The sequence below is a fragment of the Streptomyces sp. PA03-6a genome, from assembly GCF_033792765.1.
GTDB lineage: Bacteria > Actinomycetota > Actinomycetes > Streptomycetales > Streptomycetaceae > Actinacidiphila.
Genome location: NZ_JARAVK010000050.1, coordinates 15143 through 36837 on the forward strand (window position 1 = coordinate 15143; position 21695 = coordinate 36837).

The window sequence follows — 21695 nt, forward strand, 5'->3', positions numbered from 1 at the left end:
TGGGGCACCTGTGGTCTGCGTTCAGTCCCGGGCGGCGGACCGGGGAGCCGCCTCGGAGCTCGGAGGGCGGCGAAGACGTGAAGCGCGTGCGACGGTCCCTGCCCGGGGCTGCTCGGCCCCGAGTGCGGTCCGCTGCGATTCAACGGACCGCACATCCCGGGGCGTTCAGTTGCCGCCCATGGCGTCGACCAGGCTCTTGGGCCGCATGTCGGTCCAAGAGCGCTCGACGTAGTCCAGGCAGTCCTGTCGTGAAGCCTCGCCGAATGCGATATCCCAGCCCTCGGGGACTTCGACAAAGGTCGGCCAAAGCGAGTGCTGCTTCTCCGCATTGACCAGCACCAGGTAAGTGGCTTCCTGGTCCTCGAACGGGTTCGTCATGTCTGGTGCTTCCTGATGCTCGTTCAAATTACCCGTGCTTTACCGAACTTTACTCAGCGGAATGTAGCGATCGCAAGCAAACATGGAGTTACCGCTGGCCAGCACTGGGATGATCTTGCGGTTGCAGGTGACAGTGGATCCGCATTGTCGTCTGGGTGCGGCAGGCCCTGACTGAGCTGCTGCACCGGATCGGGGACCGGCGAGTTCCGGCGCGGACTGCGGGGGTTCAGGCCGGCGGCGGCGGCGACGCCGGGGCGTGTACGGGTGCCGGGCCTTCGTGGTCGGCATCGCGAAGGGCACGACGCTCTCCGGCGCCGCGGGTTCGCCGTCCGGCAGACCCTGACCCTCGACCCCGAAACTCCATCGGACAGCACCCTTAGAGCTCGTTGCACGATCCTGTCGATGGCCTCAGATCCGGGGGCTGCGGTGGCAGACTCGGCCGTATGTCCGAGCAGCTTCCAGGTGTGACACCGGCCAGAGTCGCCAATCCGTTTCATGAGTACGCGCCGCTTCCGGATGTGGCGTCAACGGATGCCACCCACCCCCTGCACAAGTACGCCACGCTCTATCCCGAGGTGGTGGTGGCGGGTTCGCTGCAGAACGCTCTCCAGACGACGGTCGATCGTGAGGGCCGTGCGCTTACGGTCGAGCTGACGTCCTCACCGGGCTGGCGCCACGTCGCCGCGACGATGGAAGCCGACGATCGCTCGGCGAATGTCCTGATGGCCAGCGGCGAGCGCACGTTCTTGGTCGACTGCTGGGCCCACGAAATCCACATGGCCTCGGGCAGCACGCAGGACCTGGCCGAGGTGGCCGGTGCAGTGAGCACCTGGATTCAGGGGGCCAGGGTGCGCGAGCTCGTCGCGCAGTGGGCCTTCCTGAGGACCTGGGAGCTGGCCGAAGCCCACGAGCGCGGTGAGGCCGTGCCGGCTCGGTGGCAGATGATGCGCGAGTCCGCCGTGCGCAGGCAGGACGCTGACTGGCAGGACCTCATCGAAGCCGCCTTCGAACAGCCGCGACTGCGGGTCCTGTCGCCAGGACGCTCCATGTTCTGGCTGACCTTCAGCCGCCGGGCCGCGCCGCCCATCTGTCACGACCTGCCACGGACCAGACCGCTCGGCAACGGCCGATTCGAGGTGACCTTCGCCGACGGTCGGGTTCAGGAGGTGGACGGTGCGGCGACAACGGTCGCGATGATCCTGGACGGCCTGCCCGACGATGCTGTCCCGCAAGCTTTGGGATCATGACACGACGACGGGCATGGGTTCTTGAGGCGTCTCCAGCAGATGATCGTGCAGCCCAGGGAGACGAGGGCATCGTGGAGGTCGATGCGGCCTTCCCAGCGGACGGCGAGGCGCTTGAACTGGTTCAGCAGAGCGAAGGTCTGCTCGACGACGTAGCGGATCCGGCCCAGGCCGTGAATGTCCGGGTGGCCACGTCGGGGGATCACCGGCAGGATGCATCGGCGCCTGAGCTCCGGCGGACCACTTCGCTGTCGTACGCCTTGTCGCCGAGCAGCGCGTCGAGGCGTTTACGGGGTTACGGCCGACCTGCGCTGCACCACGTGATCGTGTTACCAGCTCTCACGCGCTCGAGTTCCGGCGGGTGTCATTCGAAGGCGCGGAGTGCTTCTGTCGCTGTTTCCCGCACGGTCGGATTCGTGTCGTCGGTCAGTTGGGCCAGTAGCGGACGTGCGGGCGGCCAGTGCCGCAGACTGGCGGCGAGGACACCTGCGACTGCGGCGCGTACCCACCAGTCTGGGTCGTCCGTCCTGGACCGCAGGGCATCGAGCGACACGCCCAGCATGCCGAGGCCGCGGGCCGCCCCGGCCCGCACGGACGGTTCGGAGTCGGCGAGCAGTTCACGCAGGGCGGCAGCCGCGGCCGGGGCGCGATCGGAGTTCGCGGCCCTGCGGCCGACCGCCTCGCCCAGCACCGAACGGACGTACCAGGCGGGATCGGAGGCAAGCGGAACCAGGTGGTCGACGGCCGCCGAGGGGGCGGTCCAGGCCAGCAGGAGCACGGCATCATGCCGGACCCAGGGGTCCGGATCCTGCAAGGCCGTGATCACAAGCGCGTATGCCTGTGGGTTGTTGTGCACGCTCGGCAGGGAGTTGAGGGCGGTTCGCCGGATCGTCGCATCGGGGTCGGCCAGCGCGTCGCGCAGTACCCCCATGTCGGGCGTCTCCCACACGTCGCGGAGTGCCCATAGCGCGGCTCTGCGCAAGTCGGGATCATCACCGGCGAGCGCCGGGAGTATGACGGCCCGGCACTCGGTCCGATCGGCTCGCATGACAGCGCTCAACGCCATGCCCAGTTGTTCCCCGTCATCGTCGTCCTCGCTGCGCAGCGCGCCGGCGAAGACCCGCAGGAGCAGCGGGAACGCTTCGGCCCCGGAGAGACCGGCCAAGGCATGTGCCATCAGGTCCCGGCCGTACCAATTACGCTCGCGCGCGTAGCTTTCCAGCGCGGCCTGTACGGACGCTGCCGCCGAGCGATCACCGCTCACGGCCAATTCCCTTACGAGCGGCCAAGGATCACCATCCAGTGTGCCGTCGGCGTACCGGAACAGTTCGGCTGGTGTCACCTGGGCCTCCTGCCCTGAGGTGAGGCGTGGACCGGGGACCTGTTCCCGCCGGTCCAGCGCCCGCATGGCGGGGGTCAGCGTACGCTCCGGTCACCGCACCCGCACAGCACCGCGCTGGGTTTCCGCCTGGCCGGTTCCTCGGAGAACCGGTGCCGTCCTGTCCTGGGTACCGGCAGCCGGGCTTGCTCAGGGGTGCAGGGGGTCCGTGTTTCCGTACCGGTTGCTGCACGGCGGGGCAGTTGTGTGTGCGAGTTGGGGGAGTTGTCTTGATGATGTGGCGGTTCAGGGTGTGTTGTGCGGCGTGTGGATACATTGGGGTCGGCTGTCGGGGCAGGCCGGATGTGGGATCCGGCGGGGTTGAGGAGCTTTTGGTCATGGGGGAGTCCGGGTTCGCCGAGCGCTGGTTGGAGACCGGCTCGGGGCCCGGTGCTGTGGTTCGGGCGCGTGTGGCGCAGGTGAACCAGGCGGTTCAGGCGGCGTACCGGGCGTGGCTGGACCACGCCACCTCGTGCCCGACGTGCCGGGACGGGGCCGCGCGTCAGTGCACGGTGGTGCAGCCGTTGTGGGATGCGTACCAGGCGGCTCAGCAGGCGGCCCGGTGACCCGGTGCCCGACGCGGCCGGCCGGTATCGGGCGTCATGTATTCCGGTGAGGCGATCCCCCCTGCCACGGTGTGTCGGCGGCCATGACGTGCCAACCGCCCGCTTGCACGCTGACCCGCCGGATCACCACGAGGCCCTTGACCGTGACCGCGTCGTGACGACGGACGAGTCCCACGCCCGGCACGTCCTGGCCGCCTGCCGGTAGCACGGTGGCAAGCGGTGCCGCTCCCACCGGGCGGCCCTGCGGCCGTCCACCGCCCGGTGCCGGCTGGCGCGGCCCTTCATCGTCCACGAGTTCGAAAGCTGCGGACACCTGCACGCCCGCATCCCCAGTGGCGTCCTCAATGGGTGCCGCCGCGCGGGCTGACCTGCGGCGACGGCTTTCACGGCCCCCGTACGGTGGCTTTCCTGGGGTGCACCTGCCCCTGAGGTCGGGGTGCGCGTATGGGTGCAATCCGTTCATACTTACGCATAACCCCTAGTCGGGTCCCGATTACCCTACGTAACCGAGGCGCGATCTCGTATGAACGCCAAGACCAAGTACACACTCGCCGCCGCTGCCGTCGGCTGGACCTTCCTGGCGTCCCAGTGGTCGGGCAAGGGCTGCGACTTCGTCCCTCAGTCCTACGCTCTCGTGCTCTCCCACGGCATGCCCGCGGGCGCCGAGGGATGCAAGGCCGAGACGGACGGGCCGCAGTACACCGACCAGTACGACCGGTGACACCCGTGTGAGGTCCGGAGTGGGTGCCACCAGCTCGAGTTCGGGCTCGTCCAAGGTGGCCGTCCGCGTGCCGTACACAGGCCCGTCGAAGTGGCCGACGTGCCAGGTCCGTTGGTGGTGGCCCCCCTTGGTGTGCTGCTGCGCTATTGCTGGGCCAGGATTCCCCGGAGCAGGCCGGTGGACTGGCCCACCTCGATGAGGTAGCCGTCGGGGTCCCGCAGGTAGCAGCGCAGCTCCGAGCCTCGGTCCACCGGTTCGGTCAGGAAGCGGGCGCCCTGGGCGACGGCGTGCGCATGGAAGGCGGCGAGGTCGGCGACGCGCACGTTCAGGAAACCGGATACACGGTCGCCGGTGTGGGGCGCTTCCAGAGTCACGTCCGGCTTGTCGGGGGTGGGTCCACCGCCTGGGTTCATGATGAGCCAGCTGTTGGCGATCTTGACGATCGCCGGGTTCTCCTCCATCACGACCTGGCCACCGAAGACGTCGGCGTAGAAGCGGCGCGAGACCGTGACGTCCCGCACGGTCAGGAAGTGCGTGAGGAGCAGACCGTGCTCGGGCACGGGCAGGTCACCGGGAGGTACCGTCATCGTCGGGTCACCCTTCGTCGAAGTGGGGTGGTCCCGGGGTGAGGACCACGACGGAGCGGGGTGGCCACGAGGCCGTCACCTCAGCCGCGTGCGGCAGACTTGTGCAGTGCACGAGGCCGGCGGGCTCTGCCCCGGGCGGCCGCCCGCTCCGCAGTAGCCGACCAGAGCGGCTGTGGTTCTGTGACACCCCGGGGATGTCGGGCAGCTAGCTATGAGCGGCCTGGGGCGCAGTTCGGCGCGTTCTTGTTCGGTGGCCACGAAAACCACGACTGCACGCGCAGCTACATCATGGCCGTGCTGTTCATGGTCGCCCTGCGGGTCGGCGGACAAGCCGAGATGCCCGGCCGCGGGCTTGATGTCGTGGCCTTGGGGTGCGGGTTCACGGGTGGGGCCTGCTGGTGAGGCCGAGCAGGGTGAGCCGCTCGGCGGTCGCGGTACGGGCGACCGGCGAGAACAGGGCGAGGACCTGGGTGCGGTCCTCGTCGATCAGGGACTGGCAGTCCAGATCGAGCAGGCCGACCTCGGGGTGCAGGATCCGTTTGCGTCGGTACCGCATCACGGCGACGCCATGGAGATCCCACAACGCGGCGAACTCGGGGCTGTCGCTGCGCAGCCGGTCGACCAGGGTGCGGGCGGGGTCGTCGTCGCGGCGGCCGACGGCGGCCCGCAGGTCGGCGACCAGGGCCCGCGACTCGTTGGCGTGGTCCTCGACCGGGTAGCCGCAGCGCGTGCCCGGGTCGGTGAACCAGCGGTGGATGATGCTCGCCTCGGGGCCGCTGCGGCCGGTGAGGTCACCGAACACGGCGCGGGCGAGGTGGTCCTGGGCCAGCGTGTCACCGAGGTCGGTCATCACCTGGGCGGGCACGTCGTGGAGCCGGTCGAGGACGGCCAGCAGGGCCGGGGCGACGTGCCGGTCGCCGCGCCGGCGGTCCGGCACGTTCAGCCCGGCGAGCCGGTAGAGGTGGTCGCGTTCGTCCAGGCTCAGCCGCAGCGCGCGGGTCAGCGCGCGCAGCACCGACTCCGAGGGCGTCGCCGTGGCCCGCTCCTGTTCGAGGCGGGTGTAGTAGTCGGTCGAGATGCCGGCGAGCCCGGCCACCTCCTCCCGGCGCAGCCCCGGCGTACGCCGCCGCCCGGCCGCGGCCAGGCCGACGTCGGCAGGGCTGAGTGCCTTGCGCCGGATGCGGAGGAACTGGGCGAGCTGCTGGGTGTCCATGCCGAAAAGTCTGTGCTCCCGGCGACGCGGTAGCCAGGGACAACCTCACTCTGCCTACCGCGCGCCGGACCGCCGACGCTGGGTTGCACGGACTCACGTACGGAGAAATCGCATGGCTACTGCCCGCACATGGTTCATCACCGGCGCCTCCCGAGGGCTCGGCGCGCTCTGGGCCGAGGCGGTCCTCGAGCACGGCGACCAGGTCGCGGCCACCGCCCGCGACGCAGCGGTATTCAAGCCGCTCGCCGACCGCCACGGCAGCCGGCTGCTGCCGCTGGAACTCGACGTGACCGACCGGGCTGCCGTCGACGCAGCGGTCCACACCGTCGAACAGCAGTTCGGCGGCATCGACATTCTGGTCAACAACGCCGGGCACATGCTCCACGGCGCGTCGAGGAGGTCAGCGCCGAGCAGACCCGGGCGCAGATGGACGTCAACTACTTCGGTGCGCTGTGGGCCACCCGGGCCGTGCTGCCCGGGATGCGCGAGCGCCGCTCCGGCCGGATCCTGCAGGTCTCCTCGATCGGCGGGCTGGTCGCCTACCCGGCGCTGGGCATCTACCAGGCCTCCAAGTGGGCCCTGGAAGCCATGAGCCAGTCCCTGGCCACCGAGGTCGAGGTGTACGGCATCCACGTCACTTTGATCGAGCCGATCATGTTCCCCACCGGCCTGGCCGCAGCCTCCCCGCAGTCGCAGCCGAACCCGGCCTACACCCACGCCCGGGAGGCTTTGTGCGCCGGTGCGAGTGCGAGCGGTTTCGTCCCGGGTGATCGGGCCGCGACCTCGGCGGCGCTGCTGGCGGTGGCCGATGCCCTGAAGCCGCCGCTGCGGGTGCTGTTCGGCGCAGGCGGCCTCGACGCGCCGCGCACGGAATTCGCCGGCCGGCTCGCGGGGCTGGAGGAGTGGGACCACATCTCCCGCCTCGCCCAGGGCAACCCGGCGGGGAGGTGACCGCTCACGTCATGCGTCTCCAGGCTCCCAACCCGTGCGGTGGGGAGCCTGGACTCCACCCTGGGTACCGGTCGCCGGGGCATCGGATCGGTTCCAGCCGTCTTGTGGCGGTCCGCTGACAGCCGTACCCAGAACCCCTGGGTCCAGCTGATCCTACGAATGAAAGGGCATCCGCTGGGCCGGACGCCGCCTCGCCATCGCAGCCTGGAATTAGGCGAACTCGTGCTGTTTCGGCGCTAGTTGAGCGAGAATGGTTGATCGGCGGGTCGGTGCGGCAGTGTGGGGCAGAGGCGGCTGACGGGATGACGGCAACTGACGGGCCGGTGTCAGGCCTGTTCGCGGGGCGGCGGCGGTTCATGGTGCTGGGCGCGGGTGGCCTGGCTGCCGCGGCCGGTGGGGTGGGCATCTGGCGGCTCTTCGACAGCGGCGTGAAGCAGTGGCCGTGGAAGCAAGAGTGGTCCGAGCCGCTGGACGGGTTGTATCCGTCGGCGCTGAACGCGCACGCCGGGGTCGTGTACGTGTCGGGTTTCGGCGGGGTGGCTGCGGTGGAGCAGTCCCGGGGCGGCAAGCGGTGGCAGGCGCTGTCGGGGCTTGAGAGCCAGTCCGCCCCGGCGTTCGGCGCCGGCGTCGTCTGTATCACCGGCGTCCGGACGGGCGGGCGGACGGTGGTGAACGGCCTGGAGACGTCCTCGGGCCGCGTGCTGTGGGAACGTGAACTCGACGGTCTGACCCTGTACGCCCCGGCACCGGCCGGGGACGTCATGATCGTGGTGACCGGAAAGCGCTCCGTGGCTTCGGAGACGGTCCTGCACGCGCTGGACGCCGGGTCCGGCAGGACCAGGTGGCGTACCCGACTGCCCGCGGTGACGTTGGGACCGTCGGCACTGGTGACGGGAAACGGCCTGGTGTACCTGACCACCGGGGTGTTCAGTGAGGGGTCGATGGCGTGGGCAGTGGACCTGGCGACCGGCGCACTGCGCTGGAAGTTCCCTTCCGAAGGCTTCCTGGGAACCCCGGTTCTGGCCGGAGGCGAACTCCACATCACCGCCAGCCCGAGCAGCGGTAGCGCCGACCAGGGGCACAACGCGCTCGTCACGCTCGACGCCGCTTCGGGGAAGGTCCTGCGGCGGGCGGAAAATCTGCCGGTCGGGACCGAGTCGAGCATGCAGCGGGCAGGCGGCACGCTGTACTCGGCGGTTCGCCGTTACGGGGACCAGTACCGCAGCACCCTCGTCGCGATAGAGGCCTCGACCGGACGTGCGCGCTGGCGGGCGGACACCGACATCGACATGGTGAGGACCCCCCTCCTCGTCTTCGGCGACAGTGTCCTGGCCGGGGGAAGGAAGTTCCCAGAACTGACCGGCTCCTACCTCGTCCAGGTCTTCGACGCCGCCACCGGCCATCGCCGCTGGAGCCGTGACATGGGAACCCAGGTCAGTTCACAGGGCCCCGTCCTGACCGGCGGTACGATCTGCGTGGCCACCCGCGCCACGAAACACACCGACCGGGGCACGCTCACCTTCCTGGACCCCGCTTCCGGCACCACTCGTTGGCACCACCCCCTCACCGCCAACGGTGAAGCCGTGGCCTGCCCGGTCGGCCGCACGCTCTACATCCTGGCCCAGCCGTTCCCGGGCCCCGGCGGACAGACACTGGAAGACCAGCACGGCGCCACGCTGTACGCACTACAGCGCGAGAACCCCTGACAGCACACCCACAGCCGCCGCGCCGGTCAGCGTGTCCAGGCCCATCACAGTCTGCTCATACGAACCGGCCGCAACCTGTACCGAAGAGGTTCAGATGCTCTACCAGAGCCCTGCCGACTTCTGCGCCGAGTACGCGAGAGCGCACAACCACGACATAACCGATGGGTTCGGCGCCGTGACCACGCTGCAAGAGGTGACCGTCGTCAGCGAGACCCCGCAGACGGCGCGGATCGAGGCGCTCTGGTTCTCATATGGCCACGAACCGGAATCCGGGTACTACGACGTTTTTGAGCGCACGGCCTTCGTCCTGGTCAAGCAGCACGGCGGGTGGCGCCTGCACTCCAAGGAATTTCTCGGCTATGAGTGACACCTGATCAGCGACTTTGACCCCGCGCCGCACAGGCCATCGTCACTGCCGTCACCGGCCCTGCTCGCCGACCGGCCCCCGTGCTTGCTGAAGATCTGGCGCGAGCAGATCCCGACGCCGGGGAGCGGAGCGGCTGCGCCCCGGCTGCCCGATCAGTCGAACTCCTCGACGTACTCCTCGGTCGGGCCCAGTTCGGGCTCGTCCCGGAGTTCCAGGGTGTCCCCGAGGCCCTCGAGTTCGAGGACGGTGACGGTGTTGACGCCCGCGTGCAGCAGCGGCGCCGGGCAGTACAGGGTGACCTGGGGGCCGATGTCCCAGTGGCGGCCGAGCAGGAAGCCGTTCACCCAGACCAGTCCGTGCACCGATCCCGGCAGCGCCAGGAACGTGTCGGCGGGCGCGTCGGCGTGGAACTCGGCGACGGCGAATCCGGCATCCGTACCGGTGACCGGGCTGACGCCCGCGTCCAGCGCCGCCGACAGCTCCCGCTCGGACCACTCGGGGAGTGCCACCGGCGTGTTCTGCCAGCCCTGGACCATGCGCCGGTCGACCAGGACGGGACCGAGCAGCCCCTTCGGACGGCCCACGCCGGGACCGTAGTTGACTCTGCCGAGGCTCTCGACCAGGACGTCCAGACGGACGGTCTCCCCGGTACCGGTGATCTTCAGCGCGGGGGAGTCCGCGTCGGCAACGCCGAGGTGGACGCCGTCGGCGAAGACCAGGGCGCGGTCGCGGACGTCGGTGAAGACCAGCCGGTGTTCGCCGGCGGGGATGCGCGGGCGGGCGGTGCAGCGCACCAGGCCCGCCTCCAGGCCGAGTCGTTCGAAGGTGGCGGGCCGCGGCGCGGCCAAGGTCTCCACCGGTACGGCTAGGAGCGCGGCGTCGAGGCCGTCGAGCAGGCCGGCCCGGCGGACCAGCGCGACCCGGGACGGCGGGAGGACGGGAAGCCGCTCGGGGGAACGCAGCGGCCCGGTCGCGCCCAGCACCTCGCGCATCGCGTGGAACTTCGGCGTGAAGCGACCGTCCTCGGCGATCGGCGCGTCGGAGTCGTAACTGGTGACGACGGGCTCCAGCCGGCCCTCGGTCTCGTTGGCGCCGGCCCACAGACCGAAGTTGGTGCCGCCGTGCGCCATGTAGATGCTGACGCTGCCGTGGTCGTCGAGGATGCCGCTCAGGGTGTGGACGGCGCTGTCGACATTGCGGACGTGGTGCCGTTTGCCCCAGTGGTCGAACCAGCCGTTCCAGAACTCCGCGACGACGAAGGGCTCCTGTGGCCGGCGGCCGGCCAGCAGCTCGCGGGCCGCCTTCGGCTTGGAGCCCAGGTTGGCGGCGGTGAGGGTGCCGGGCAGCGTGCCTCCGTCCAGCATCAGTTCGGTGGGGCCGTCGGCGGTGAACAGCAGTTCCGCGATGCCCCGTTCGGTGAGGGCCTGGCGGTTCCAGCGCAGGTAGGCGTGGTCGTCGCCGTAGGAGCCGAACTCGTTCTCCACTTGGACGGCGACGACCGGTCCGCCCTGGGACGCCTGCAACGCGGCCAGGCGCGGGATCAGTTCGCCGAACCAGGCGGCGACGGCCGAGGTGAACTCCGGGTCGGAGCTGCGGATCGCGAGGTCCCGGCCGGTCAGCCAGCTGGGCAGGCCGCCGTTGGACCACTCGGCGCAGATGTAGGGACCGGGCCGGACCACGACGTCCAGGCCTTCCTCTCCCACCGTGCGGATGAACCGCTCGAGGTCCCGCCAGCCGTCGAAGCGCGGCGCGCGGTCCTCCCGGGGCTGGTGGAAGTTCCAGGCGACGTAGGTGTCGACGGTGTTCAGCCCGAGGTCGGCGATCCGGCGGACGCGGTCGCGCCAGAGATCGGGGTGTACCCGGAAGTAGTGCAGTGCCCCGGACAGGATGCGGTGAGGGATCCCGTCGCGGTACAGGCGGCCGTCCCGCCAGGACAGAAGTGCGGGGGAGGCGGCCGTCGGCGCCGCGCCCTCGGGCGCGGCAAGGTCGGTCTCGGCGGCTTCGGCCGGGCGCCGCGGCGGGTCGATGTTCGTCGTGGGCGACTCGTTCACCAGGGGAGCGTATGTTATCGATGACATCAGTAACAAGCCTGCTAAGGTCCTCCGAACCGATCGGGGGAGGGAGCACCATGAACGAGGACGCCTCGCGGCCGCGGCAGCCGAGCATGGCCGACGTGGCCAGGATCGCCGGAGTGTCGGCCCAGACCGTCTCCCGCGTCCTGCGCGGCTCGCCGAACGTCAATCCGGAGACGCACCGGCGGGTCCTGGCCGCCGTCGAGCAGATCGGCTACCGCTTCAACAGCGCCGCGCGGACCCTGTCCTCGGGCCGCAGCCACACCATCGGCCTGGTCCTGCTGGCCTCCGGCGGCTACTACTCGCGCTCGGCGGTGACCGCCGGTGTGGAGTCGGCGGCCGGCGAGGCCGGGTACGCGGTGAGCATCGCGACCATCTCCGCTCTGGACGTGGGCCTGATGGAGCGTTCCCTGGCCAAGCTCGCCGACCAGAACGTCGACGGCTTCGTGATCGCGGTGCCACTGATCTCGGTGACCCGCAAGATGGAGGAGATCACCCGGGACATCCCGACCGTCACCCTGGACGGGTCGCGGACCGCGGGTGCCCGGGTGCTCGGCATCGACCAGCGCGAGGCCGGCCGGATCGCCACCCAGCACCTCCTCGACCTGGGACACCGTCAGGTCTGGCATGTCTCCGGGCCGGACGAGTGGATCGAGGCCCGACAGCGCCGGGAGGGCTGGCGGGAGTGCCTGGAGCAGGCCGGGATCGAGGCGCCGCCGCCGCTGGAGGGCGATTGGTCGCCCGTCTCCGGCTACCGGCAGGGGCAGATCCTCGCCATGATCCCCGAGGTCACGGCGGTCTTCGTGGCCAGCGACGAGATGGCCTTCGGGGTGATCAAGGCGCTGCGCGAGCGGGGCCGTTCGGTGCCGGAGGACGTGTCCATCGTGAGCGTCGACGACATCGCCCTGGCCGCGTTCTGCGCGCCGCCGCTGACCGCCGTACGGCAGGACTTCTTCGGCTACGGCGCCGCGGCCGTACGGCTGTTGCTGGACGCGGACGCGGGTCCGGAGGAGGCCGTGGGCACCCCCACGCTCTCCGTGCGGGCCTCCACGGCGCCGCCGCGCGCCGTCTGAGGGGCGCCAGCGTGGCGCTCAAGAGCCACGTTTCGGCTGTGAGCTGATCCGACGGCATCGGACCCCTTGCGCCCGTCATGTGATCGATGCCATGGTACCCAGCATGTTATCGGTGCCACCGTAACAACGCCGGGTCGTACGTCCACCGGATCCGGGGTGCGGTGGCGTGGTGCCCGCGACGCGGAGGGGCCCCGGACGGGGTCCGTGACGGGCCCGCACTGCCGCTCAAGTCAGGTGGGCGTACGTCCATGGGAAGGACCCCCAAATGAGGAGATCGGTCGCCTTCGCCGGCACCACGGTCATGGCGCTCTCGCTGCTCGTCGGCTGCTCGTCCGCCGGTGACTCGGACTCCGGCTCGGGCACGACGACCCTCAAGGTTGCCGCTCTCGAGGGCGGCTACGGCAAGGACATGTACCACCAGGTCATCGAGGCCTACGAGTCCTCGCACCCGGACGTCGACGTCCAGCTCCAGATCTCGAAGAGCATCGAGGACGAGATCACGCCGAACATGAAGGCCGGCAAGTACCCGGACGTCGTCGTGCTCGGCCAGGGCCGCGAGGCAGGTCTCACCGAAACCCTCATCAAGGACAAGGCGCTGGAGGACCTCACCCCGGTCCTGAAGACCGAGGTCCCCGGCGAGAAGCAGACGGTGGGCGAGAAGCTGACCGACGGCATCGTCGGCAACCTCAACACCAACCCGTACGGCACGGACAAGACGTACCTGATGCCGATGTACTACTCCCCGACCGGGCTCTTCTACAACAAGGGCCTGTTCAAGCAGAAGGGCTGGGACGTCCCGGCCACCTGGGACGAGATGTTCGCGCTGGGCGACAAGGCGAAGAAGGAGGGCATCGCCCTCTTCACCTATCCGACCGCCGGCTACCTCGACTCGTACTTCTACGCCCTGCTCGCCGACGTCGGCGGGGAGCAGTTCTACCAGGACGTCATGACGTACAAGCAGGGCATCTGGAAGACGGCGAAGGCCAAGACGGTCCTCGACATCACCACCAGGCTGCTCGGCTACGCCGGGAAGTCCACCGTCGGCTACGCCAACGAGCAGGACTTCACCAAGAACCAGCAGTCGATCCTCGACAACAAGGCGCTGTTCATGCCGAACGGCACCTGGATCACCGGCGAGATGGCCGACGCGCCCCGTTCGGACGGCTTCGCGTGGGGCCTGACCCCGCTGCCCTCGGTGAACGAGGGCGACACCCGCTACCTGACCACCTCGGTCGAGTCGGTCTGGGTGCCCAGTGCCGCCAAGAACAAGGACGCGGGGGAGGAGTTCATCGCCTTCCTGTACTCGGACGAGGCCGCGAAGATCTTCGCCAAGTCGAACGCGATCCAGCCCGTCAAGGGCCTCTCGGACAGCCTGACCGGTGAGAGCGCCGGGTTCTACTCGCTCTACGACGACACGTCGGCCTCCGCGCTGGTCGGCGGCTTCGCCTCGACGAACCCGGTCGAGGGTGTCGACATCAAGTCGGACCTGTTCGACACCGCCAACAGCATCATCAGCGGCGACACCACCGAGGCCAAGTGGCAGGCGGCGCTGGACGAGGCCAGCGAGAAACTGCGCCAGGCGGGCAACTGACCGGCCCGGCGGCGGCGTGGTCCGGCCGGGCCGCCGCCGGAGCCTTCCCCATCCGGTGAACCTCCGGGTTCGCCAGCACCACTTCGTACGACCGGAGGACCGGCACGGTGACGACCCTCTCCACCCCACCCCAACAACCGGCGGCACGCCCCGTGAGGAAGACCGGGACGACCTTCCGCCGCACCCGGCCGGGTGCCCCCGCCCGGACCCGCAAGCGGGGCGACACCCGCTTCGTGCTGGCCTGCCTGCTTCCCGCGCTGGTCCTGTTCGCGGTCTTCATGGTCTACCCCACCGTGAACGTGTTCCGGATGTCGCTCTACACCTGGAGCGGCTTCTCCCCGGACATGAAGTTCGTGGGGCTGGACAACTTCCGCCATCTGCTGGACGACCGGCAGTTCGTGCGGGCCTTCCAGAACACCGTCGCCCTGCTGGTCGTGGTGACCGTGGTGACCATGGGCATGGCCCTGTTCCTCGCCGCGATCATGACCCGGCAGAAGCTGCGGGGCAGCAACCTCCTCCGGTTCGTCCTCTACATCCCCAACATCCTCTCCGTGGTCGTGATCGCGGCGATCTTCTCCGCCGTCTACGACCAGAACAACGGCCTGCTGAACGGCAGCCTGCGGGCGGTGTCCCTGGACACCTGGCAGCAGGTCTGGCTGGGCGACCAGAAGCTGGTGCTCTACTCGGTCGGGATGGCCATGGTCTGGCAGTCGCTGGGCTACTACATGGTCCTCTACATGTCGTCCATGGCGAGCATCCCGGAGGAGCTGTACGAGGCGAGCTCCCTCGACGGGGCCTCCGCCGTACGGCAGTTCTTCTCCCTCACCCTGCCGCTGATCTGGCAGAACCTGCGGACCTCGCTGACCTTCTTCGTGATGAGCGCGGTCAACCTCAGCTTCGTGCTGGTCCGCGCGATGACCGGCGGCGGCCCGGACGGCTCCTCCGAGGTGCTGCTCAGCTACATGTACAAGCAGGCGTACACCAACTCGTCCTACGGCTACGGCATGGCCATCGGTGTCGTCATCTTCGCGTTCTCGTTCCTCGTGTCGCTGCTGGTGAGCCGTGCGACGCGGCGCGAGCCCCTCCAGTTCTGAGGACGGAACCCCACACCATGACCATGATCGACTCCCGCAGCTCCGGCGGGCCCTCCGCCGGCTCCGCCCGTCCCGGCGCCGGCTCCGCCCGCACCGGCCGCGCGCTCACCTACACCCTGGTCACCGCCCTCGCGCTGGCGATCGCCGTACCGGTCGCCTGGGTGCTGATGGCCTCGCTGAAGGCGAAGAGCGAGTTCTTCGGCAGCCCCTGGACCCTCCCGGAGGGCCTGCGCCGGCAGAACTACGTCGACGCGTTCACCGACGCCCACCTCGGCTCGTACTTCCTGACCTCGGTCTTCGTCACCGTGCTCGGCCTGGTCTTCGTGCTCGCGGTGTCGGTGCCGGCCGCCTACGTCATCGCCCGCTTCGACTTCCCCGGCAAGGGCGCCGTCGAGACGGCCCTGCTCGCCGGCCTGTTCGTGAACGTCAACTACATCGTCGTGCCGATCTTCCTGATGCTGGTCGACTGGGACAAGGCGCTGGTCGACGCCTTCCCTGACGGCTTCTTCCTCGACAACCCCACCGTGCTGTCGCTGGTGTACGCGGCCACCTCGATCCCGTTCACCATCTACCTGCTGACCGCGTACTTCCGGTCCATCCCGGTCGAGTACGAGGAAGCGGCGGGTCTGGACGGGGCGTCCCGCTTCCGGATCATGACCACGATCATGCTGCCGATGGCCCGCCCGGCGGTGACCACCGTGATCCTCTTCAACTTCCTCGCCTACTGGAACGACTTCATCATCTCGCTGACCCTGCTGCCCGGCGAGGGCAAGACCGTCCAGGTCGGCCTGCTCAACCTGTTCACCGCACAGAAGGCGGCGGCCGACTACGGCCGTCTGTACGCCGGCATGGTCATCGTCATCGTGCCCGTGCTGCTCGTCTACGCGCTCATCCAGAAGCGGCTCATCGAGGGGATGGCGTCCGGCGGAGTCAAGGGCTGACGCCCCCACGTGGAACCAAGTCGGAAGGAATCAAACCGAGATGAAGGACTCGACGCGTGCCGGCCTGCTCGTCGTCGTGCGCACCCTGATCGCGGCTGCCCTGGTGGCGCTCGTGGTGGTGGAGCGGACGACGGTCGGCTGGGGCCACCTCGCGGTGATGCTCGTCGCGCTGGGCGGACTGCTCGCCCTGCTCGCCTCGTACAACCGGACGTTCCGGTGACCGCCGCGGCGTCCGCGCGGACGCTGGCCGCCGTCCGGCCGAGCGAGCGGCAACTCACTTGGCAAGAGATGGAGTTCTACGGCTTCATCCACTTCGGTATGAACACCATGACCGGCCGCGAATGGGGCGAGGGACACGACGACCCGGCCCTGTTCGACCCGTCCGAACTGGACGCCGACCAGTGGGTGCGGGCGCTGAAGGCGGCCGGGATGACCGGTGTCATCCTCACCTGCAAGCACCACGACGGCTTCTGCATGTGGCCGAGCGACGCCACCGCATACTCGGTAGCGGCGTCCCCGTGGAAGGACGGCAAGGGCGACGTGGTCGCCGAGGTGGCCGACGCCGCCCGCCGGCACGGCCTGAAGTTCGGCGTCTACCTCTCCCCCTGGGACCGCACCGAGGCCTCCTACGGCTCCGGCACCGGCTACGACGACTTCTACGTCGCCCAGCTCACCGAACTCCTCACCCGCTACGGCCCGGTGTTCTCGGTGTGGCTCGACGGCGCCAACGGCGAGGGCCCCAACGGCAAGCGCCAGACCTACGACTGGGAGCGATACTACGCGGTGGTCCGCGAACTCCAGCCGGACGCGGTCATCAACGTCTGCGGCCCCGACGTCCGCTGGTGCGGCAACGAGGCCGGCGAGACCCGCCCCGACGAGTGGAGCGTCGTACCGCGCGCCCTCCAGGACGCCGAGCGGACCGCGTCCCGCTCGCAGCAGGCCGACGACGGAACCTTCGCCCGGCTGGTGCGCAGCGACGACCAGGACCTCGGCAGCCGGGCGGCGCTCGCCGGGCACGAGGACGACCTGGTCTGGTTCCCGGCCGAGGTCAACACCTCGATCCGGCCCGGCTGGTTCCACCACGAGGCCGAGGACTCCCAGGTCCGGTCGGTGGACGAGCTGTTCACGCTCTACCTCCGCTCGGTCGGCGGCAACTCCTGCTTCCTGCTCAACGTGCCCCCGGCCGCCGACGGCCGGCTCCACCAGGCGGACGTGGACGCCTTGGGGGAACTGGGCCGACGGATCACGGACTTCCGCTCCCGCCGGATCGACGCCACCGCCACGGTCAGCTCCGGCACCCCGGGCGACATCGCCACCGTCTGGCCCGGCCGGGCCAAATCCTCCTGGCGCGCGGGCGAGGACGACACACGCCCCTGCGTGACGCTCGCCTTCGGCGGCCCCCGCCCGGTCGAGGCGGTCGTCGTCGGCGAGGACATCACCCAGGGCCAGCGCGTCGAACACGTCGTCGTCCGGGGAGCCCTGGACGGCGTCTGGACGACGCTCGCCGAGACCGGCGCCGTCGGCTACCAGCGCGTCCTCACCTTCCCGCCCACCGAGGTGGACACCATCGCCTTCCAGATCACCGCGGCCCGGGACACCCCGGTCCTCGCCCGGGTGGCGGCGATCGGGGCGTCCTCGTGAGCGCGGGCGGCCGCCGGCCGGGCGGTTCGCGCAAGCCTGGCGCACGCAAGGCCTCCGCCGCCCGGCGGTCGGTCGCGCCCCCGCCCACGGCGGCGGGCCGCGGACGGCTGACGCGGCGGGTGGCCGCCGTGTCCGGCGCCGCCTGCCTGGCGGTCGCCGCGCTGGTCGCCGGCACGGTCACCGCGTTCGGAGGGCAGGACCACGGCGACGAGGTCGCCTCGCTGGACGGCCACCCTGTCACCCGGCAGGAGCTCCTCTTCCACATGGACCGCCTCGCGCCGACCGTGCAGAACGAGCTGCGCAACACCTACGCCGGCCTGAAGACATCGTTTTCCTGGAACGCCGAGGCCGGGAACCGCACCGCGCTGCAGCGTCTGGAGTCGCGGGCGCTCGCCGAGATCCGCGAAGACAAGACCACGTTGCTGCTCGCGCACCAGCAGGGCCTCGTCGGCTCCGTCGACTTCGCGGACCTGGAAGCCGAGCGCACCGCCGAGAACGCCTCCCGGGCCGAGGCCGTCGCCGCCGGCCAGACCGTGTACGGCGTCACGGACTACTCCCTGGACGAGTACTACAGCCACCGGCTGACCGAGCTCGCCACCGATCTCAAGGACAAGCTGAGCAGGAGCCCGGGCGACCCGCTGCACGTCACCGACGCCGAGGTGCGGAAGGCGTACGACGACGACCCGGACTCCTGGAACTCCAACGCCACCACCTACACGTACACACAGCTCGTGGTGCAGGTGCCGGCGAAGGCGGGCGCGGACTTCGACGCGAAGCTCGCGCGGCGGGTGAAGGCCGCAGGCGACCTCTCGGACGTGAGCGGGGTGGCGGACGCCCAGGTCACCACCGACACCTACGGCGGTGACGGCACCACCAGCGTGAACACCCACGACCAGGACCTGATGTCCGTGCTCGGCGACCTGAAGCCGGGCGGGATCTCCGAGCCCGAGAAGGGCGGCGGACAGATCACCTACTACCAGCTCGACGGCAAGAAGACCGACGACGACAAGGCGTTCAGCGACTACAAGTCGCGGATCCGCCAGTCGCTGGTCGAGAAGAAGTACGACGGATACCTCCAGCGCCGGGCCAACGACGCCTCGATGCACGTCGACCACTCGGCGATGGCCGCCATCAACGCGAAGGATGTGCACCCATGAGACCTGCCGACGTCGGCCCACCCGAGGACAGGAAGGCGCGGCGCCCGAGGATCACCGGGCGGAGCCTGCGCACCGGCCTCACCTCTTTGCTCGCGGCGCTGCTCGTGGGCTCGCTCGCGCCGTCCGCGTACGCCGCCGCGGAGCCGGCCGCCGCGGCGAAGCCCGCGACGAAGGCCGCGGCCACCGCGAAGTCCTGGCCGGGCAACACCCCCAACAAGACGGGCGGCACCGACTACTACCTCGACGCCACGCACGGTCACGACACCGCGTCCGGCACCTCGGCGCAGCACGCCTGGAAGAGCCTGGCCAAGGCGAACGCGACCACCTTCGAGCCGGGCGACCGCATCCTGCTGAAGGCCGGCGAGCAGTGGCAGGACGAGCAGCTGTGGCCGAAGGGCTCCGGCAGCGCGGGCAAGCCGATCACCATCTCGGCCTACGGTGACAAGAACGACGGCCGCCCGTACATCGCGACCAACGGCAACGTCCCCAGCCCGTTCAACGCGGACGGCACCAAGAACCCCGACACCGTGGGTCTCACCGGTGCCATCGTGCTGCGCAACCAGCAGTACTGGGACATCGACAACGTCGAGCTGTCCAACGACGACGACTTCTCGACCGACATCACCACGGGCACGTACGTCCGCGACGGAATCATGGTGTCGATCAACGCCGACCTGCTGAAGGCCGGCGAGGACAACATCATGGACCACTTCCGGATCTCGGACATCTTCGTCCACGACCTCGACGGTCCGAGTCGCTGGCAGAAGATCCACTACGGTGCGGTGGACTTCCAGGTCTTCGGCAACAAGAGCTACAAGGACTACGTGACCGGCGGCCATTACTTCAAGGACGTCCGGATCGAGAACAACACGTTCGTCAACGTGGAGCTGCACGCGGTGCAGTTCGGGTTCAACTGGTTCAACGCGGACGGCACCGCCGCGGGTCAGTACGACGACAGCGGGAAGTTCCACGAGGGCTGGGAGCAGCTGTGGGTGCGTACCCGCGACCTGTACAGCCGTGACGTCTACATCGGCCACAACTACGCCGAGAGCATCGGCCAGGGTGCCATCCAGCTCGCCGACACCGAGCGGATGACGGTCGAGTACAACGAGGTCAACGGCTTCCTGGAGCGCTACGACGCGGTCTCCTGCGGCCTGTACCTGTGGGCGGGCGCCGACTCGACCATGCAGTACAACGAGGTGTACGGCGGCCCGGACAACGAGTACGACGGCACGCCCTGGGACATGGAGTACACCAACTTCAACGTCACGTACCAGTACAACTACTCGCACGACAACGCGGCCGGCTGGATGGCCTACATGGGCAACAGCTCGAACTCGGTGGCGCGTTACAACCTGAGCGTCAACGACAACGGCGTCCTGGTGAAGAACATGCTGTCGTCGAACTACGAGCCCTCGTACTTCGTCAACAACACCTTCGTGTACGACGGTTCCAAGCTCGACTACGTACACGACGAGACGTTCCTGAGCCGCGTGTACTTCCTCAACAACATCTTCCACAACACGTCGAAGACCGACGAGACGACCTGGTACCGGCGGACCGGAGCGCTGCGCCAGGCCGTGTTCTCCAACAACGACTACTACGAGGCGAGCGGAAAGCACTCCACCCAGGAGCCGGCCGACCCCGACGGCCTGCGCGTGGACCCGCAGTTCAAGGGCAGCGTGGACACCTACGTCACCGGTGCCGGCGTCGCGAAGATCCGTACCGCGGCGGCGCACTTCTCGCTGAGCAAGAACTCGCCCCTGATCGACGCGGGCCGCTACAACACCCACCTGGGCACCGCCGACTTCCTCGGCACCAAGCTCTACTACGGTACCGCGCCCGACATCGGCATCGCCGAGTCCCGCAAGGGCAAGCGGGTTGCCCACCCGGTCGACGACGACCCGATCGAGGAGGAGGCCGACCACCACGTCGACCTCGCCCTCGGCAAGACGGTCACCGCCAGCTCCACCCACCCGGGGGCGAACGGCACCCTCGGCGCGGAGAAGCTGACCGACGGCAACCTCAGCACCCGCTGGGCCGCCGCCGACGACGCCGCCTACCCGATCACCCTCGACGTCGACTTCGGCGCGGCGACCACCTTCGACCAGGTCTACCTGGACGAGTACACCGACTCGGGCACCAACCCCCGCGTCCAGTCCTTCGACCTGCAGCGCTGGGACGACACCACCGGCACCTGGGTCACCTTCGCGAGCCGCGACACCGGCATCGGTCACGACCTGACCGTCACCGGCTTCGGCTCGGTCACCACCTCCAAGCTGCGGGTGGCCCTCACCGGCCAGATCGCCACGGAGCAGTACACGCCGACGCTGACCGAGATCTCGGCCTACAACTCGGCGTCCTGATCCCCCGTCCGGTCCCGCGGGCATTCCGCGGGACCGGCGCCCGCCGGGTCTGAACCCGGTCTGGATGTAATCCCGGAACCATTCCTCGGCCGCTGATCGTCAGCTGGCGTTCTCGGCGGCGTAGCTCTGGAGCTTGCGCAGGGCTTGAGGCGCGGCGCTCTCGTCGACGCGGGCGACGATGACCATTTTGCTGGTGGCGACCGCGACGATTGCCTTGTCGGCGTTCTTGCCGATGACGGTGTCGTCCTGGCGCGCTGTAAGCGCGTATTCCTCGCCCTGAACCGCCAGGCGCGGAGTGGCTTCGGGGTCGCGGACCGTCTGCACGATGTCGTTGGTCTCCTGGGGCGAGGGGCGCCAGTGCGCGGCGTCGCTGGTGCCATAGAGGCTCCCGCTGGGATCAGCGAGGAACACCGCGTCCACGCCCGGGGTGCTTCGGACGATGCCTTCGCAGGACGGTTCCCAGCTCATGAACCGCTCCTTTCCGATGGGGAGCCGACGGCGGCCGGACCCGGCTCCAAGACAGCGCGCATACCGTTAGCGTGCAACCCGGGGCGGGTCCCCGCGCGGGATGCTGCTCCGGGCCGGTGACCAGCGCACGCACAAAGGAACCACCGATTCGGATCCGTCCTGTGCGACCCGGCCCGCGCGG

General features: G+C 69.4%; 18 protein-coding genes and 1 pseudogene. 13 read left to right on the forward strand and 6 right to left on the reverse strand.

Annotated elements, in window-relative coordinates; translation table 11 throughout:
- Window positions 1-165: 165 nt before the first annotated feature.
- Window positions 166-378 carry an MbtH family protein gene (locus tag PV350_RS14805; protein WP_499516402.1) on the reverse strand — a complete coding sequence of 71 codons (213 nt, stop codon included), beginning with the start codon at window positions 376-378 and terminating at the stop codon, window positions 166-168.
- A gap of 443 nt (window positions 379-821) precedes the next feature.
- Between PV350_RS14805 and PV350_RS14810 the strand changes: the two genes are divergently transcribed.
- Window positions 822-1625: a DUF6193 family natural product biosynthesis protein gene (locus PV350_RS14810; RefSeq protein WP_500334205.1), complete on the forward strand. Its 804-nt coding sequence runs from the start codon at window positions 822-824 to the stop codon at window positions 1623-1625.
- Window positions 1626-1986: 361 nt separating this feature from the next.
- On the opposite strand, the gene PV350_RS14815 is transcribed toward PV350_RS14810, so the two are convergent.
- Window positions 1987-3030: a HEAT repeat domain-containing protein gene (locus PV350_RS14815; RefSeq protein ID WP_500334206.1), complete on the reverse strand. Its 1044-nt coding sequence runs from the start codon at window positions 3028-3030 to the stop codon at window positions 1987-1989.
- A gap of 1059 nt (window positions 3031-4089) precedes the next feature.
- On the opposite strand from PV350_RS14815, the gene PV350_RS14820 reads away from it, so the two are divergent.
- Entirely contained in the window at window positions 4090-4287 is a 198-nt protein-coding gene (locus PV350_RS14820; protein ID WP_499516406.1) for a hypothetical protein, read from the forward strand.
- Between the two features lie 143 nt (window positions 4288-4430).
- Here PV350_RS14820 and PV350_RS14825 read toward each other — a convergent pair whose 3' ends face one another.
- Window positions 4431-4874: a VOC family protein gene (locus PV350_RS14825; RefSeq protein WP_500334208.1), complete on the reverse strand. Its 444-nt coding sequence runs from the start codon at window positions 4872-4874 to the stop codon at window positions 4431-4433.
- Window positions 4875-5253: 379 nt separating this feature from the next.
- Window positions 5254-6087 carry a helix-turn-helix domain-containing protein gene (locus PV350_RS14830; protein WP_500334210.1) on the reverse strand — a complete coding sequence of 278 codons (834 nt, stop codon included), beginning with the start codon at window positions 6085-6087 and terminating at the stop codon, window positions 5254-5256.
- Between the two features lie 112 nt (window positions 6088-6199).
- On the opposite strand from PV350_RS14830, the pseudogene PV350_RS14835 reads away from it, so the two are divergent.
- From PV350_RS14835 to PV350_RS14845, 3 genes and pseudogenes are all read left to right on the forward strand, one after another.
- Window positions 6200-7038 (forward strand): annotated as a pseudogene (locus PV350_RS14835) (SDR family NAD(P)-dependent oxidoreductase).
- 302 nt (window positions 7039-7340) lie between these two features.
- Complete coding sequence (locus PV350_RS14840; RefSeq protein ID WP_500334211.1) at window positions 7341-8744, forward strand: outer membrane protein assembly factor BamB family protein; 1404 nt, start codon at window positions 7341-7343, stop codon at window positions 8742-8744.
- Between the two features lie 94 nt (window positions 8745-8838).
- A complete protein-coding gene (locus PV350_RS14845; protein WP_499516411.1) occupies window positions 8839-9111 on the forward strand; it encodes a hypothetical protein in 273 nt (90 codons plus the stop codon).
- Between the two features lie 152 nt (window positions 9112-9263).
- Here PV350_RS14845 and PV350_RS14850 read toward each other — a convergent pair whose 3' ends face one another.
- The gene (locus PV350_RS14850; RefSeq protein WP_500334213.1) at window positions 9264-11189 is read right to left on the reverse strand and encodes a glycoside hydrolase family 35 protein; all 1926 of its coding nucleotides are present in this window, start codon (window positions 11187-11189) and stop codon (window positions 9264-9266) included.
- 50 nt (window positions 11190-11239) lie between these two features.
- Here PV350_RS14850 and PV350_RS14855 point away from each other — a divergent pair, with 50 nt between their 5' ends.
- The 8 genes from PV350_RS14855 (at window position 11240) to PV350_RS14890 (ending at window position 21046) form a co-directional block, all read left to right on the forward strand.
- On the forward strand, window positions 11240-12256 hold the full coding sequence (locus tag PV350_RS14855) for a LacI family DNA-binding transcriptional regulator (RefSeq protein WP_499516413.1): 1017 nt from the start codon (window positions 11240-11242) through the stop codon (window positions 12254-12256).
- Between the two features lie 265 nt (window positions 12257-12521).
- The gene (locus PV350_RS14860) at window positions 12522-13847 is read left to right on the forward strand and encodes a carbohydrate ABC transporter substrate-binding protein (RefSeq protein WP_500334215.1); all 1326 of its coding nucleotides are present in this window, start codon (window positions 12522-12524) and stop codon (window positions 13845-13847) included.
- 107 nt (window positions 13848-13954) lie between these two features.
- A complete protein-coding gene (locus PV350_RS14865; RefSeq protein WP_500334217.1) occupies window positions 13955-14941 on the forward strand; it encodes a carbohydrate ABC transporter permease in 987 nt (328 codons plus the stop codon).
- A gap of 17 nt (window positions 14942-14958) precedes the next feature.
- Window positions 14959-15882, forward strand: coding sequence for a carbohydrate ABC transporter permease (locus tag PV350_RS14870; protein WP_500334219.1), 924 nt, complete (start codon window positions 14959-14961; stop codon window positions 15880-15882).
- A 40-nt stretch (window positions 15883-15922) separates the two neighbouring features.
- Window positions 15923-16102 (forward strand): DUF6903 family protein, encoded by a 180-nt coding sequence (locus PV350_RS14875; RefSeq protein WP_089228667.1) that lies wholly within the window; start codon window positions 15923-15925, stop codon window positions 16100-16102.
- Window positions 16099-17523: an alpha-L-fucosidase gene (locus PV350_RS14880; protein WP_500334221.1), complete on the forward strand. Its 1425-nt coding sequence runs from the start codon at window positions 16099-16101 to the stop codon at window positions 17521-17523. The genes PV350_RS14875 and PV350_RS14880 overlap by 4 nt, the downstream gene beginning before the upstream one ends.
- A complete protein-coding gene (locus PV350_RS14885; RefSeq protein ID WP_500334223.1) occupies window positions 17520-18680 on the forward strand; it encodes a peptidyl-prolyl cis-trans isomerase in 1161 nt (386 codons plus the stop codon). Before PV350_RS14880 ends, PV350_RS14885 begins: the two co-directional genes overlap by 4 nt.
- Window positions 18677-21046 (forward strand): discoidin domain-containing protein, encoded by a 2370-nt coding sequence (locus PV350_RS14890; protein ID WP_500334225.1) that lies wholly within the window; start codon window positions 18677-18679, stop codon window positions 21044-21046. The genes PV350_RS14885 and PV350_RS14890 overlap by 4 nt, the downstream gene beginning before the upstream one ends.
- A gap of 99 nt (window positions 21047-21145) precedes the next feature.
- On the opposite strand, the gene PV350_RS14895 is transcribed toward PV350_RS14890, so the two are convergent.
- On the reverse strand, window positions 21146-21514 hold the full coding sequence (locus PV350_RS14895; RefSeq protein ID WP_499516420.1) for a profilin family protein: 369 nt from the start codon (window positions 21512-21514) through the stop codon (window positions 21146-21148).
- Between the last annotated feature and the right edge of the window lie 181 nt (window positions 21515-21695).

What these genes read in the sequence shown, in the direction of transcription:
- PV350_RS14805 (WP_499516402.1), bottom strand. Translation starts at nt 378, where the DNA reads ATGACGAACCCGTTCGAGGACCAGGAAGCCACTTACCTGGTGCTGGTC.
- PV350_RS14810 (WP_500334205.1), top strand. Translation starts at nt 822, where the DNA reads ATGTCCGAGCAGCTTCCAGGTGTGACACCGGCCAGAGTCGCCAATCCG.
- PV350_RS14815 (WP_500334206.1), bottom strand. Translation starts at nt 3,030, where the DNA reads ATGCGGGCGCTGGACCGGCGGGAACAGGTCCCCGGTCCACGCCTCACC.
- PV350_RS14820 (WP_499516406.1), top strand. Translation starts at nt 4,090, where the DNA reads ATGAACGCCAAGACCAAGTACACACTCGCCGCCGCTGCCGTCGGCTGG.
- PV350_RS14825 (WP_500334208.1), bottom strand. Translation starts at nt 4,874, where the DNA reads ATGACGGTACCTCCCGGTGACCTGCCCGTGCCCGAGCACGGTCTGCTC.
- PV350_RS14830 (WP_500334210.1), bottom strand. Translation starts at nt 6,087, where the DNA reads ATGGACACCCAGCAGCTCGCCCAGTTCCTCCGCATCCGGCGCAAGGCA.
- PV350_RS14840 (WP_500334211.1), top strand. Translation starts at nt 7,341, where the DNA reads ATGACGGCAACTGACGGGCCGGTGTCAGGCCTGTTCGCGGGGCGGCGG.
- PV350_RS14845 (WP_499516411.1), top strand. Translation starts at nt 8,839, where the DNA reads ATGCTCTACCAGAGCCCTGCCGACTTCTGCGCCGAGTACGCGAGAGCG.
- PV350_RS14850 (WP_500334213.1), bottom strand. Translation starts at nt 11,189, where the DNA reads ATGTCATCGATAACATACGCTCCCCTGGTGAACGAGTCGCCCACGACG.
- PV350_RS14855 (WP_499516413.1), top strand. Translation starts at nt 11,240, where the DNA reads ATGAACGAGGACGCCTCGCGGCCGCGGCAGCCGAGCATGGCCGACGTG.
- PV350_RS14860 (WP_500334215.1), top strand. Translation starts at nt 12,522, where the DNA reads ATGAGGAGATCGGTCGCCTTCGCCGGCACCACGGTCATGGCGCTCTCG.
- PV350_RS14870 (WP_500334219.1), top strand. Translation starts at nt 14,959, where the DNA reads ATGACCATGATCGACTCCCGCAGCTCCGGCGGGCCCTCCGCCGGCTCC.
- PV350_RS14875 (WP_089228667.1), top strand. Translation starts at nt 15,923, where the DNA reads ATGAAGGACTCGACGCGTGCCGGCCTGCTCGTCGTCGTGCGCACCCTG.
- PV350_RS14890 (WP_500334225.1), top strand. Translation starts at nt 18,677, where the DNA reads ATGAGACCTGCCGACGTCGGCCCACCCGAGGACAGGAAGGCGCGGCGC.
- PV350_RS14895 (WP_499516420.1), bottom strand. Translation starts at nt 21,514, where the DNA reads ATGAGCTGGGAACCGTCCTGCGAAGGCATCGTCCGAAGCACCCCGGGC.